The following is a 13,800-nucleotide window of genomic DNA, read 5'->3' on the forward strand; positions in this document are numbered from 1 at the left end:
GGTGGGCCGCCCGTCGTGTGTCAGCAAGGAGCATCGATGTCATCGGTCAGGGTCGCGATCGTCGGCGTGGGCAACTGCGCCAGCTCGCTCGTGCAGGGTGTGGAGTACTACCGGGACGCGGATCCCTCAGGGTCCGTCCCGGGTCTCATGCACGTGACGTTCGGTGACTACCACGTCGGAGACCTGGAGTTCGTCGCGGCCTTCGACGTCGACGCCGCCAAGGTCGGCCAGGACCTCGCCAAGGCCATCCAGGCCGGCGAGAACAACACCATCTCGATCGCGGAGGTCCCGGACACCGGGGTGACGGTGCAGCGCGGGCCGACCCTGGACGGGCTCGGGAAGTACTACGCCCTCACCGTGGAGGAGTCCCCGGTCGAGCCGGTCGACGTCGTCCAGGTGCTCCAGGACGCGCAGGTCGACGTGCTCGTGTCCTACCTGCCGGTCGGCAGCGAGGAGGCGGACAAGTTCTACGCGCAGTGCGCCCTCGACGCGGGCGTGGCCTTCGTCAACGCGCTGCCGGTCTTCATCGCCAGCGACCCCGAGTGGGCGGCGAAGTTCGAGGCCGCCGGGGTGCCGATCGTCGGCGACGACATCAAGAGCCAGGTGGGGGCGACCATCACCCACCGCGTCCTGGCCCGGCTGTTCGAGGAGCGTGGGGTCGCGCTGGACCGCACCTACCAGCTCAACGTCGGCGGCAACATGGACTTCAAGAACATGCTCGAGCGGGAGCGGCTGGAGAGCAAGAAGGTCTCCAAGACGCAGGCGGTGACCTCGAACATGTCCCGCACCATGGCCGAGCGGGACGTGCACATCGGGCCCTCGGACTACGTGCAGTGGCTGGACGACCGCAAGTGGGCCTACGTCCGTCTCGAGGGGCGGGCCTTCGGTGACGTCCCGCTCAACCTGGAATACAAGCTCGAGGTCTGGGACAGCCCCAACTCGGCCGGCATCATCATCGACGCCATCCGAGCCGCCAAGATCGCCAAGGACCGCGGGCAGGGCGGCCCGGTCGTCTCCGCGAGCGCCTACCTCATGAAGAGCCCGCCGGTGCAGATGCCCGACGACCTGGGGCGCGCCGAGGTCGAGGCCTTCATCCGGGGCTGATGGCGCGGGGTTCGCTCGCGTAGGGTCGGGGCCGTGCCCGACCGCCCTCACACCGCCACCCGGACCGGGGACCCGCTCGCCGGGCGGGGCAGGCGGCGGGTGGCCGCCGTCGCTCTCGACGCCCAGGACCTGGACGCGGTCGCCGCCCGGTTGCGCGCGCTCACCCAGCAGGGTCACCAGGTGGTGCTGCTGTGGTGCCGGGGCGAACCCGGTCGCGAGCTCCGGTCGTTCCGCGCGCGGGTCCCGGTGCGGACGAGGTGGGCGCGAAGTCCCCGGCAGCTGGCCGGCCGGCTGCGACGCCCGGCACCGGTCGCCTGGTACCTCGAGCGCGGCGCCCTCTCCCGAGGGCTGCGCGCGGATCCGCGGGCCCGACGCGCCCTCGACGGGGTGGACGCCGTGATCCCGGTCGGCGCGGCGGCGCAGCGGCTCTTCGACCGTCCCGGCGCCGCGCCCGCCCCGGTCCTGCGGCTCGACGACCTCCCCGGCCCGGCCGGCGACGCGCCGGTGTGGGCCACGCTGCGCCGTCGGGTCCGTGCCGGTGGCGCCCGGCTCGACGCCGAGCTGGCCGCCGAGGTGCTCGCCGAGCTCCCGCCGGACGGGGTCGGCATACACCCGAGGCGGCAGCGGCTCCTCGTGCCCCTGGTGGTGGCGCTGCACGGCGCCGGGGAGTATGCGCTCGCCGCCCGGCTCGCGCAGCGGCTCGACCCCGGTCGTGGGGAGGAGGCCCCCGTGCACCGGGCGCTCCGCACGCTGGTCGAGCTCTCCCGCACCGGCGCACCGTCCGCCGACCTGCACGAGACCGTGCGGGGTGTGCTCGCCCGCGCCGACGCGGCCTTCGACGACGCCCCGGAGGAGGCGCACCGCGCCACGACGCTGGCCCTGCAGCTGCTCTTCCACCGCGAGCTGCACGCGGACGGCCTCGAGTCTGCGCTGGTCACGGACCCGGACGCCTTCCTCGCGGACTGGCGGGCCTCCCGGGTCGGCCGGATGCTCGCGGACCCCGTGCCGCAGCGCCCACCGCACCCCCGGGTCGTCCGCGACGCCCGGGGCGGCGCCGACGGACGGCCACGGGTCGTCGTAGCCCCCGGGTCCTACCCCCAGTTCGCCGCGCCGGTGGTCGAGGAGCTGACCGCTCGCGCGGACGTGCACGTCGCGGACCTGCGCGCCAGGGACCAGCTGCGGGGCCTGGGCACCCGCGGCGAGCTGGTGGCCGCCCGGCTGCGCCAGGCCGCCGGACACCCGTGGGTGCCGGACTACGCGCTGCTGGAGCAGCTGGAGGCGGCCGACGCGCTCTTCGTGGACTGGGCCGACCGCGGATCCGTCGCCGCGGTCATGAGCGCCCCCGCCGGGCTGCGGGTCACCCTGCGCATCCACAGCATGGATGCCCTGTCACCCTGGATCCACCTCCTCGACTGGACGCGGGTGGACGTCCTGGTCGTCGTGAGCGAGCACCTCCGGCGGGTCGTGGCGGCGCTGCTGGGCGGCCGGCTCGCCGGCACGCAGGTCAGGGTCGTGGGCAACGTGCTCGACCCGGCCCGCATCCCGGTCGGGAAGGTGGACGGCCACCGCAGGACCCTGCTCATGGTCGGCTGGGCCCAACGGGTCAAGGACCCGGTGTGGGCGCTGGAGGTGCTGGCGCTGCTGCGGCGGCAGGACCCGGGCTGGAGGCTCGTCCTCGTCGGCCCCGACTTCCAGGACAGCACGGTCGCCTCCCAGCAGGAGTACGCCCGTTCCTTCCGGGCCCGGCTCGCCGCCGAGGACGTCCGCGGCGGGGTCACCTTCGTCGGCTGGACCCGGGACCTGGCGCCGCACCTGGCGTCCGCCGGTTTCGTCCTCTCCACCAGCCGTCGAGAATCCTTCGGCCTCGCGCTCGTCGAGGGCGCGGCCTCCGGTGCCGTCCCGGTGGTGCGGGACTGGCCGGTCTTCGCCCCGGTCGGCGGCGCGCGCAGCCTGTTCCCCGACGAGTGGGTGGTCGGGTCGGTCGAGGAGGCGGCGGGTCGGGTGGCGGCCCTCGCGGACGAGCCGGCCTGGTCGGACGCCTCGCAGCAGGCCCGGGCCGTGGTGGACGAGCGGTTCGCCGCGACCCAGGCGCGCGCGGAGCTGGCCCGCCTCGTCCTGGGGCAGTGATCCGGGGCGGCGTCCGCGGGGCACGGCGGCCAGGTCGGTCGACGTCGGGCGCCCGCGAGGCCGCGCCTCAGCCCAGCAACCCTCGGTCGCGGGCGACGGCGGCCGCCTCGGTCCGGCTGCCGACGCCCAGCTTGCCGAGGATGTTGGACACGTGGACGCTCACCGTCTTGGTCGCGATGAACAGCTGCCGGCCGATCTCGCCGTTGCTGCGCCCGGCGGCCACGAGCGTCAGCACCTCCCGCTCCCGGGGCGTCAGCCCGACCTCGACCCGCCCGCGCGAGGCGGGTCCGTCGTCAGGCGGCGCCGTGCGGCCGCCCAGCGCGCCGATCTCGGCCATCAGGGGCAGGGCGCCGAGCCGCTCGGCCTCCTCGCGAGCCTCGTCCAGCAGCGCACGGGCCCGCGGCGCACGCTCCGGTCCCGCGTGGAGCAGTACTGAGGCCAGCCGCGCGGCCGTCCGGGCGCGCTCGAAGCGGTGCCCCAGCCGGTCGAAGGCGTCGTAGGCCGCCTGCCAGGCGTCGACGAGCTCCTCGAGGGCGGGCGGTGCGGTGCCGGCGCGCCACCGGAGTCGCAGGTGCTCGGCCTGCAGGCGCAGGGCCCAGGCGGCCCCCTCGGGGCCGTCGGCGCGGTCGAGCTCCTCGCGCCTGCGGGCCACGGCTCGCGCGTCCTCCAGCAGGCGCTCACCCACGCCGACCAGCTCGGCCCGCTCCGGTCCCACCGCCACGACCGCCCGCCCGACCAGGTGCCCGAGCAGCAGGGCCGCGAACCTGACCTGCGCCGCGAAGCTCGACACGTGCCACAGCTCCTTGACCGTGGCGGCGGCCCCGTCGTAGGCCGCGACGGCGCGGGTCAGCTCACCGCTGTCGCCCAGGATGTCGATGGCCGGGCCGGTCGCCAGCACCACGGCCCAGCCGTCCCGCATCGTCGGCAGCTGCAGGGCCTCGAGCCTCTGCATCGCCGACGGGTCACCTCGACCTGCGAGGGTGTGCAGCGCCAACGCCTCCAGGAGCGGTGCCAGAGCCGCGGGGGGCGACTCCTCCCGGACATCGGTCAGCCGGTCCACCTCCGGCCAGTCGCCGACCAGGTAGGCGGCGATGGCGGCGAGCAGCCGGGCGTCGAAGCCGAACGGCGCCCAGGGCCGCCCGTGCTGGCGCGTCAGGTCGGCGGCCTCCCGGTAGTAGCCGCGGGCCTCGCCGAAGCGGCCCTGCTCGAGCAGGATGCCGCCCATCTGGTGCAGGGCGCGGACCAGCCCGGTCACATCGCCCGTGGGGCGCAACCGGTCGATGACCTCGGCCATCGCCTCGACCGCGGCCTCCGGCTCACCCACGAAGGACTTGAGCCGCCCGAGAGTGGTGGCGGCCTCGCTCTGCAGCTGCTCCAGGCCCAGCTCCCCGGCGAGGTCGTGGGCTGCGGTCGCCGCCCGGGTCGCCACCTCGAAGCGCCCCCGGTCGGCCAGCGCCCGCGCGTGCACGGCCAGCGCCCGCACCCGACGGATGGTGCGGTCGTCCCCCAGCAGGTCCAGCGCCTCCTCGGTCGCGGCGAGGACACTCACCCCGGCCTCGTCGAGCAGCAACAAGGCGTGAGCCAGCGCCATGAGCAGGTCGGCACGGGCCGTCACCGCCGAGGCGTCGACCGCCACCACCTCCTGGCGCAGCAGCGCGACCGCCTTCGGGGCTTCACCGGCGGTCACCAGCGCCTCCGCCGCCTGCAGCACGACCGCCGTGCGGTCGACCTCCGCCTGGGCGGCGACCTCGGGGAGGTCGAGGAGCTCCAGGGCACCGAGCAGGTGCACCGCCGCCTCCGCCGGACCACCCACGCCCAGGGCGTCCTGGCCGGCCCGCACCGAGGCGCTGACCGCGGTGACCGGGTCGTGCCCGGCCCGGGCATGGCGGGCCAGCTCGGCCGCGGTGCCCGCCACCCGGCCCTCCCGCAGCGCGCGGGCGCACGCGGCGTGCACCCTGGCCCGTTCGCCGGGCAGCAGGTCGTCGTAGACCGCCTCGCCGAGCAGCGCGTGCCGGAAGGCGTAGCCGGCGTCGGGCACCGGCACCAGGATGTTGGCCTCGACAGCCGCCCTCAGCGCCTCGTCGAGGCTGCCGTCGGAGAGCTCGACCACGTCCGCGAGCATCACGTGCGGGACCCGGCGCCCGACGCAGGCCGCCGCCCGCACCACCGTCTGCGCGTCGTCGGGCAGCCGGTCCAGCCGGACCAGCAGCAGGTCCGCCAGGTCCGTGGGCAGCGTGTCGTCACCGAGCTCGCGGGCCACGACCAGCTCCTCGGCGAAGAACGCGTTGCCCTCCGCGCGCCGCACGATCTCCTCGACCGCCTGCTGGTCGGTCAGTCCCGGTCGGACCGCGTGGACCAGTGCGCGGACGTCGGCGTCGCGCAACGGGGACAGGTGCATCCGGTGCACGGAGGGCATACGGCCCCACTCCGCCAGCGCGCGGCGCAGCGGATGGCGGCGGTGCAGGTCGTCGGCGCGGTAGGAGACGACCACCGAGACCGGCGACGTGAAACCGCGCGCGAGAAGGACGGAGAGCAGGTCTCGGGTCGACCGGTCCGCCCAGTGGACGTCCTCCACGAGGAGCAGCAGCGGCCGGTCTGCGCCCAGCACCTCCAGCACCGCGTGCACCGCCTCGAAGAGGTCGGCCCGCACCGCGACGTCCTCGTGCCCGGGTGGCTGGACCGACGGGGAGGGGGAACCCATCGGCCTGCCCGGCCCGGCCGTGGGGTGCTGCGCGGTCATGACCCGGACCGCAGGCAGCAGGCGCGCCAGGCCGGGGTGGTGCGCCACGACCTGACCGACGGTCTCGCGGGCCTCGTCGTCGACCCGCCCGAGGATCTCGGTGAACGGCAGCAGAGCGAGTGCGCTGTCGCCGAGGTCGAGGCAGTGCCCGACGAGCACGCGCCAGCCCTGCTCGGACGCCAGACGACCGAGCTCTCCCAGCAGGCGGGTCTTGCCCACGCCGGCGTCCCCACCGAGCACGACCGCGGCCGGTCGGGGCCGCTCACCGAGACCGACTCTGGCCTCCAGCTCCGACAGCTCCCGCTGACGCCCCAGCAACGGGGTGGCGGCGCGTTCCTCCGGTGTCACGCCACCCATCATCGCGGTCGGCGCGGACAGGTGCAGCCCGGTGCCGGCGGCGGGGGGCAGGAGTCGCCCCGTCACCGGGCGCCGACCACGGCCTCGGTGGACCGGGTCGACGCTGCACCGACGGCTGCGGGCAGTGGCCGCCTCGCAGCGGCCGGTCGGGGCCGGCGCAGGCGCGGCAGGACCGGGTCGCCCCAGGCGCGGCGCAGCTGCGCGCGGCGGTAGGCGTCCTCGCTCGCCAGGAAGGTGGTGGTGAACATGGGTCTTCCTCTCTCGACGGACGGACCCGGGCGGGTCCGACACGTCCAGACTCACCCTCTGAGGTAGGCGGGGACATGAGGCGATCTCCCTGACCTGCGTCCGTCGACTACCTCAGACACCACCGCCCCACCTCAGGACTCGCGTCCGAGACGACCCGTGAGGGTCGGACGGACCGGTGCCGACGCGCTCCTAGGAGCGGGCGACCGCGGCCAGCACCTGCACGGCGGCCGAGACGTGGTCCACCGGGGACCGGTGGTCCAGCGGCTGGGCGTCGAGCACCGACCCGGGTTCGACCATGCCCCAGACCGGGGTGCCGCTGCCGCGGTAGTCGCTCCACTTGCTCGGCAGGAACGGGTTCGTGGCGAGCAGGCCCTGGGTGACGGCGTCGCTCACGAGCAGGACGTCCATCCGTCGGCACATCGCGAGGAACTCCAGGTAGCCCAGGAACGGGCCGGTGCGCACGCAGTCCCCGAGGCCGCGCCGGGCGACCTCCTGCTCGACCTCGTCCGGCCGCCCCGCGAAGACGTGCAGGCACACCTCGGCACGCAGCCGCTGCGGCAGCGCCTCGAGAGCCGCGAGCACGCTGCCCATGCCCCGCGTGGCGTAGAAGTTGCCGAAGTAGCCGATGTTGCGCCGGTCACCGGGGAGCGGGTACTCAGGGTCGGCCAGGGAGTAGAACTCCTCGGGCAGGGTCGGGTGGGGTGACACCCGGCTGTGCTCGCGGACCCGGTCGACCAGCTCGGCGTCGGCGACCCGCTCGAGCATGAGCTCGCGCTGGTGCTCGTTGGTGAAGACGATGGTCTCGGCCATGGCGAAGGCCAGCTGCTCGGCCCACTCGAAGGAGTTGCCGCTGGTCGGCGGGGCGAAGCCGGCGCGCCTCATCCCCTCGCCCAGGGTCTCCAGCAGGGAGTCCTCCCGGGCCGGGGCGTGCCGGACCGCGCCGGTGACGTCGCGCGAGAGGGGGTCGGAGAACTCCGCCGTCCACTCCATCCCGGGGCGTAGCAGGGCGAGCCGGGCCGCCAGCACGTGGCTCGCGGTGAAGTGGGCACGGCTGTACATCCGCAGGTAGCCCTCGCCCTCGCGGTCCCACTCCAGTGCCCGTTGCACGCCGCGCTGGGTGAAGCCGGTGATGCCGCGCCAGGAGGAGAAGAGGGTGGGGCTGGGCAGCTGCTGGCGGCGCACGACGAGGTGGTCGGCGATCCGGGCCAGGCCCCGGTCGGTGGCGCGCTCGGCAGACATGCGGTTCTGCAGGACGTCGACGGGACGACCCGTCTCACGCACCCGTTTGGCGGCGACGACGGCCGAGGTGTCGACGTACGGGGGGAAGCAGTAGGAGACGACGAGGTCGCGCGCCCCAGCCCGGCCCTGGTCGTCGCCGGCACCGGGCACCGCGGTCGTGTCAGCCATCGGCGCCCACTCTAGTGCTGCCCTCTCGCACAGGACGCCCGTCGGGGCCGCACAGGACGCGTCGTCGGACCGCACAGGACGCGTGGTCAGACCGCACAGGACGCGTGGTCGGGCCGCACCGGACGCGTCGTCAGGAGGTATGCGGCTCAGTACAGCGGTCCGGCCCCCCTCCCCCCTGCAGCAGGGCCAGGACGCGGTCGCTCCACGGCAGGGCCACGGGTCGGACGGGCCGGACCGCGCCCAGCACGGACCGGGCGGACTCCCTGCGGCCCGGCGCGAGGCCGAGCCAGACGACGTCGTCGGGACCCAGCGCGGCATCCAGGGCTGCGCCCGGGTCGACCGGCCCACCGCGTCCGGGCAGGACGAGCCGCTGGTCGACCCCCGCGTCGAAGGCGCGCCGGCCGCCCCGGATCATCGCCCGGGTGCTGTCGGCGCTGGACGGGTCCCACCACGTCACCGCGCCGACCCGGCCGCCACCCGTCCCTGGCCCGGCAGCGGGACCGGTGAGCAGGGGCAGCACCTCGAGCAGGCTCCCACCGGCCCCCAGGCCCAGGACGGGCCGACCCCGGGCGGTCAGCAGGAGGACGTGCGCGGCCAGCCGGCGCACGGCGTCGGCGCCCGGCGCGACGGCGCCGGCGAGGTCGGGCAGCTCGTCGACCTGCCACCGCGGCACGGGGTCCGGCGGGCCCGCGCGCAGCAGGTGGTCACCACCCAGTGGGTGACCCTCCCCGCCGCCGAGGTCCGCCGCCGGGCCGGGGTCACCCATCAGCGTCCGCCCGTCGGGGCCGAGCCGGAGGTCCCAGCTGGGCAGCGGGTCGGTCAGCACCCGACCACCCTCGGGGCCGGCCATGACCACGACCCACGACCCGCACAGCCCGGCGGCCCGGACGGTGGCGGCGACGAGGCCCGGCCCGCGGATGAGCAGCCGGTGCAGCAGCCGGGCCACCGGACGTGCCCCGTCGAGCCCGTCCGGGACGTCGAGGGGCTCGCCCAGCACGAGGACCCAGGCGCCGGCGTCACCGACGACCGCGTGCGGAAGGGCCGGGTGGGCCCTCAGGCTCAGCCCCTCGACCGGCAGCGGGCGAGTCCGCAGAGCCCCGGGAAAGTCCTCGGCCGCCCCGGTCGGCACCACGGCGAAGGCACGCATCACCCCGTCGCGGACCGTCCCGTCGCGGCCCGCCCGATGACCCCCCGCTCTGTCCTGCTCACCGCCCGCGGGCCCGTCGGCCCGACCCACGGGCACCCCAGCCCGCCGCCTCAGCGCCCCCCGCAGCCGACGCATACCGCTGCGCACCCTGCCCGGGTGCGGCGTCGGCGCGGCCGGGGCGACCGGGGCGGCCGACCCCGGCACCTGCAGCCCCGCCTCGGCGACGAGACGCGCGGGGAGGACCCGGTCGCGGCGCATCGGGTAGGGCAGCGACAGCATGGTCTCGAGCAGGACCCGGTCGTTGAACGGCAGCAGGATGCGGTGCCCGAAGTCCCCGTCGACGAACTTCTGCCAGCCCCAGCGCCCCATCCGCTGCTCCCAGTAGAGGACGTCGTAGTCGTCGAAGCCCAGGAGCGTCGCCGGGTCCATCGGCACCCGGTCGAGGTAGCCGCCGTAGAGCTCCCGCGCGAGGCCGTCGTCGACGGGGGCCCCGCTGCCGAGGTAGAGCTCGGTCAGCCGGCGTGGGGTGAGGACGTGGTCGGGCCGGTGGCGGAGGAAGGTCGTCCCGGTCTCGCCGCCGTTGCTCTGCAGCTGCACGACGTCGCCGGGCAGGTCGGCCCACATGGCGTGGGCCGCGCCCCGGGAGGGCGTCTCCGGCGCGTAGGTGCGCCGGTGGAGGACGTCGAAGGTGCCCCCGGCCGGGGGCTGCCGCCAGCGCAGGACGCGGTGCGGCACCCCCAGCAGGCGGGCCACGTCGCGCGCCCCGACGACGTCCGCCACCGCCGCCTCGCCCCGGGCGGCGTCCCGCGGGTTGAGGTAGGTGAAGGCGAACCCGCCGGCCGCCCGCACCGAGGGTGCGGCGGCCACCGCGGTGGCCGCGCTGTCCAGGCCACCGGTCAGGCTGACGGCGGGTCGCCCCAGCCCGGCCAGCAGCGTGGCGTGCGCGACGAACCGATCGCGGAACTCGGCATACACCTCGTCGACGTCGGTGCGGGCCACCCGCGGGCGGAACGGCCAGAAGCGTCGCTGCTCGACCCGGGTCCCGCCGGTGCCGACGGTCACGCGCAGCAGCGAGTTGGGGACCAGCGCCTCCACCCCGAGGTATGCCGTGCGCAGCCCCGGCAGGTAGGTGACCCGGCCGGCCCTCCTCTCGCGCAGGTCGGCGAGCAGCTCCACCGCGCGCTCGTCCACCCCGAGGCCCAGGGCGGCCGCGACCAGGGACGGCGCGCTCGCCACGGCAGCACCTCGGGCCGCGCGCCCGACGTGGACCGGCTGGCTCGCGTGCGTGTCCGGGACGACCAGCAGCTCCACCGGACCCGGCACGGGAGACGGGCCGCTGGCACCGGCACCCCCCGGCCCGGCGGCCGCGCCGAGGAGCTCCCCGCGGCGCTCGCCGGCGAGCACGGCGAGGGCCGGGTCGCCTTCGCCGCCGCCGACGTGCGCGACGCCGACCAGGTCGCCGCCGCCGTGCAGGCCGCCACCGACCTCGGCGAGCTGCGCGTGGTGGTCAACTGCGCGGGCGTCGCCACGCCCGGTCGCATCCTGTCGCGCCGCGGCGTGCTGGACCTCGAGGCATACCGCACCGTCGTCGAGATCAACCTCATCGGCACCTTCAACGTGCTCCGGCTCGCGGCCGAGGCGATGGCCGGCAACGACCCCGACCTGCCCGAGCACGGCGACCGCGGTGTCGTCATCATGACCGCCAGCGTCGCGGCGTTCGACGGGCAGGTCGGCCAGGCCGCATACGCCAGCTCCAAGGCCGGAGTCGTCGGCCTCACCCTGACCGCCGCCCGCGACCTCGCCGACAAGGGCATCCGGGTCATGACCATCGCGCCGGGGGTCTTCGAGACGCCGATGATGGCCGGGCTCGGCGACGAGGTGAAAGACTCGCTCGAGGCGCTGGTGCCGCACCCGTCGAGGCTCGGCCGGCCGGAGGAGTACGCCTCGCTCGTCGCCCACATCGTCGACAACCCCATGCTCAACGGCGAGGTCATCCGGCTCGACGGCGCCCTGCGGATGCCGCCCCGCTGACCCGACCCTGCCCGGCTGCCGCGCGCCCCGCGGACCGGCCCCCTATCGTCGGTCCATGAGCTACCCCCTGACCAGGACGATGGCCGCGCTCACCGCCGGGTATGCCGTGTTCGCCGCGGCCCGACCGCGTCACCTCTCCTCGGCGCTCGACGAGAGCGGCGACGCGGCGCGCGCCACCGACCGGCTGGCCCGGACCTACGCCGTGCGCGACCTCAGCACGTCGGCGCTGGCCTTCGTGCCCGGGCTGGCGCCGGTCGCGGCCGCCCTGCGCATCACCGGCGACCTCGGGGACGCGGCGATCCTGGGCACCACCGGGCCCACCTCCGAGCGCGCGAAGCTCGTCGGCGTGCCCCTCACCTGGGCCGCGCTCAACGCCGCGGCGCTGGTGCTCGACCGCCGCTGACCCGCGCCAGCTGGTGTCGGTCCCGCCAGGCACCGGTCGACCACAGGGTCCACAGCACGAGGACGGGCTGGAAGAAGAGCCGCACCAGGCGGGCGGTGTCGGAGTCCAGCCCGAAGGCGTCCCGGCCCTCGAGGTACTGCGCGACGTTGCCGGGGAACACCGCCACGAAGAACGCTGCGGTCACCCAGCCGACGAGCACCCGCCACCGCGGCAGGAAGACCAGCGCCAGGCCCAGCAGCACCTCGACGACGCCCGACAGGACGACGACCAGGTCGGCGTCCAGGGGCACCCAGGACGGCACCTGCGCCTGGAAGTCGGCCCGGGCGAAGGTCAGGTGACCGGTGCCCGAGAACGTGAGGAAGGCACCGAGCAGCACCCGGCCGACGACGCGGGCGAGGTGGTCGAGGTCCATGCGGCCAGCCTAGGCCGACAGACCGACCGTGCCCCGCTGCTCAGGGCAGGAAGATCCCGTTGCCCGGCCCGAGCGGCAGGTCGAAGAAGTACCAGATGCCGACGAGCGCCGCCCAGGACACCCAGAACGGCACGACGAAGACGACGAGCCGGGCGATGACGGTCCCCAGCCCGGCGTCCGGCTCGTAGCGCCGCAGCAGCCCGAGGATGACGATCATGTAGGGGTTGAGCGGGGTGACGATCTGCGTGGCCGAGTCGCCGACCCGGAACGCGGCCTGGGTGAAAGCCGGCTCCAGCCCGATGAGCGCGAACATCGGCACGAAGACCGCCGCCATGATCGTCCACATCGAGGACCCGGAGACGATGAAGAGGTTGAGGCACGAGGCGAGCAGGATGAAGCCCAGCACCGCCGGGAAGCCGGTGAGGCCGCTGGCCTCCAGCCCGGCCGCGCCGTTCACCGCGATCCACGCCCCGATGCCGGTCCAGTTGAAGAGCGCGATGAACTGACCGAGGACGAAGGCCAGGATGAGGAAGCTCATCATGTCCTTGACCGCCGAGCTCATCATCCGGACGATGTCGCCCATCCCCGACACCGTGCCCACGACCCGGCCGTAGACGACGCCCATGGTCATGAAGTAGGCGAAGACGAGGAAGACGATCGAGTCCAGCAGCGGGGAGCTCGGCAGGAAGCCGCCCTCCTCGTTGCGCCACGGCGAGGCCGGCACGAGCAGGGCGCCCAGCACGACCACGGTCAGCAGCCCGGCCGCCGCGAGGGACCACCACAGCCCCCTCGCCTCGATCGCCGACAGCTCCGGGTCGACGGTGTCGCCCTGGGTCCCGGCGTCGTTCGGCGCCTCGACGTCGACCGCCTGGTCGCCGCTGGCGGCGTGCCCGCGCCCGACCTCGCGCCGCCCGTCCGGCCGGCCCTCGCCCTCGCCCTCGCCCTCGCCCTCGCCCTCGCCCGTCGACGGTCCCGCCCCGTCGTCGTCGCCGGTGTCGACCTGCGCGGTCGGCACGTCCTGCTTCACCATCCGCGGCTCCAGGACCCGGTCGATGATGAACCCGCACACCATGCCCAGCAGCAGGGCGGCGACGACGTTGAAGTAGTAGTTGGAGATGGGGTTGACCGGCGTGGTCTCGATCCCCGGGAGCGACTCCATGACTCCGGTCGTGATGCCGGCGAAGAGCGCGTCCAACGACGTCGGCACCAGCGCGGTCGAGTAGCCGGCACCCACCGCCGCGAAGCCACCCAGCAGGCCGGCGACCGGGTGCCGCCCGGCCGCCCTGAAGACCAGGGCCGCCAGCGGCGGGATGATGATGAACGCCGAGTCCGCCATGACCGAGCCGGTCACCCCGACGATGCCGACGACATACGGCAGCATCCACCGCGGCGCCGAGCCGAAGGACTTGCGCACCACCGCCGCGAGCATCCCCGTCTTCTCGGCGACGCCGACGGCCAGCAGGATGGTGAGCACCGTCTGCAGCGGCGGGAAGCCGATGAAGTTGGGGCCCAGGTTGCTGGTGAACCACGCCAGCCCCTCGCCGGTGAACAGCCCCCGGATCTCGATCGGGCCGTCCTCGGTGCCGGGCACGGTCACCGCGACGTCGGCGAGCGCCATCGCCGTCGAGACGACCCCGGTGATCAGGAGCAGGACGAGGAAGAGGGTGAACGGCTCGGGCAGCTTGTTGCCCCAGCGCTCGATGGTGGTGAGGAGCCGGTCGCCGACCCCTCGGCGCTCCCGCGTGGCTGTGGTCATGGCGTCCCTCCGGTATGTCGTGGGGCCGGGCGGCGGACGCCGCTCAGTCGGGGGTGGTGCCCGGGCG

General features: G+C 75.1%; 10 protein-coding genes. 4 read left to right on the top strand and 6 right to left on the bottom strand.

All coding sequences use genetic code 11. The annotated features are described in order from the left end of the window. Positions 1-36 precede the first annotated feature (36 nt). Both EUS26_RS00325 and EUS26_RS00330 read left to right on the top strand, forming a co-directional pair. Positions 37-1,104, top strand: a complete 1,068-nt coding sequence (locus tag EUS26_RS00325) for an inositol-3-phosphate synthase (protein WP_130011195.1) — start codon at positions 37-39, stop codon at positions 1,102-1,104. A 33-nt stretch (positions 1,105-1,137) separates the two neighbouring features. Continuing rightward, positions 1,138-3,231 (top strand): glycosyltransferase family 4 protein, encoded by a 2,094-nt coding sequence (locus tag EUS26_RS00330; protein WP_130011196.1) that lies wholly within the window; start codon positions 1,138-1,140, stop codon positions 3,229-3,231. A gap of 67 nt (positions 3,232-3,298) precedes the next feature. Here EUS26_RS00330 and EUS26_RS17505 read toward each other — a convergent pair whose 3' ends face one another. The 4 genes from EUS26_RS17505 to EUS26_RS00350 form a co-directional block, all read right to left on the bottom strand. Continuing rightward, positions 3,299-6,319, bottom strand: coding sequence for a helix-turn-helix transcriptional regulator (locus tag EUS26_RS17505; RefSeq protein WP_272947937.1), 3,021 nt, complete (start codon positions 6,317-6,319; stop codon positions 3,299-3,301). A 71-nt stretch (positions 6,320-6,390) separates the two neighbouring features. Next, complete coding sequence (locus tag EUS26_RS00340; RefSeq protein WP_130011198.1) at positions 6,391-6,576, bottom strand: hypothetical protein; 186 nt, start codon at positions 6,574-6,576, stop codon at positions 6,391-6,393. A 190-nt stretch (positions 6,577-6,766) separates the two neighbouring features. Then, the gene (locus EUS26_RS00345) at positions 6,767-7,984 is read right to left on the bottom strand and encodes a glycosyltransferase family protein (protein WP_130011199.1); all 1,218 of its coding nucleotides are present in this window, start codon (positions 7,982-7,984) and stop codon (positions 6,767-6,769) included. A gap of 130 nt (positions 7,985-8,114) precedes the next feature. Then, positions 8,115-10,367 carry an asparagine synthetase B family protein gene (locus EUS26_RS00350; protein WP_130011200.1) on the bottom strand — a complete coding sequence of 751 codons (2,253 nt, stop codon included), beginning with the start codon at positions 10,365-10,367 and terminating at the stop codon, positions 8,115-8,117. Between the two features lie 45 nt (positions 10,368-10,412). Between EUS26_RS00350 and EUS26_RS00355 the strand changes: the two genes are divergently transcribed. Beyond that, positions 10,413-11,162, top strand: a complete 750-nt coding sequence (locus tag EUS26_RS00355) for an SDR family NAD(P)-dependent oxidoreductase (RefSeq protein WP_238148743.1) — start codon at positions 10,413-10,415, stop codon at positions 11,160-11,162. A 55-nt stretch (positions 11,163-11,217) separates the two neighbouring features. Continuing rightward, positions 11,218-11,565, top strand: a complete 348-nt coding sequence (locus EUS26_RS00360) for a hypothetical protein (protein ID WP_130011201.1) — start codon at positions 11,218-11,220, stop codon at positions 11,563-11,565. Here EUS26_RS00360 and EUS26_RS00365 read toward each other — a convergent pair. Together EUS26_RS00365 and EUS26_RS00370 are read right to left on the bottom strand one after the other, a co-directional pair. Further along, on the bottom strand, positions 11,531-11,977 hold the full coding sequence (locus tag EUS26_RS00365; protein WP_130011202.1) for a DoxX family protein: 447 nt from the start codon (positions 11,975-11,977) through the stop codon (positions 11,531-11,533). The two genes, EUS26_RS00360 and EUS26_RS00365, sit on opposite strands and share 35 nt — an antisense overlap. A gap of 40 nt (positions 11,978-12,017) precedes the next feature. Continuing rightward, complete coding sequence (locus EUS26_RS00370; protein ID WP_130011203.1) at positions 12,018-13,733, bottom strand: AbgT family transporter; 1,716 nt, start codon at positions 13,731-13,733, stop codon at positions 12,018-12,020. Positions 13,734-13,800: the final 67 nt, after the last annotated feature.

The sequence above is a fragment of the Serinicoccus sediminis genome (assembly GCF_004153545.1).
Classification (GTDB): domain Bacteria; phylum Actinomycetota; class Actinomycetes; order Actinomycetales; family Dermatophilaceae; genus Ornithinicoccus; species Ornithinicoccus sediminis_A.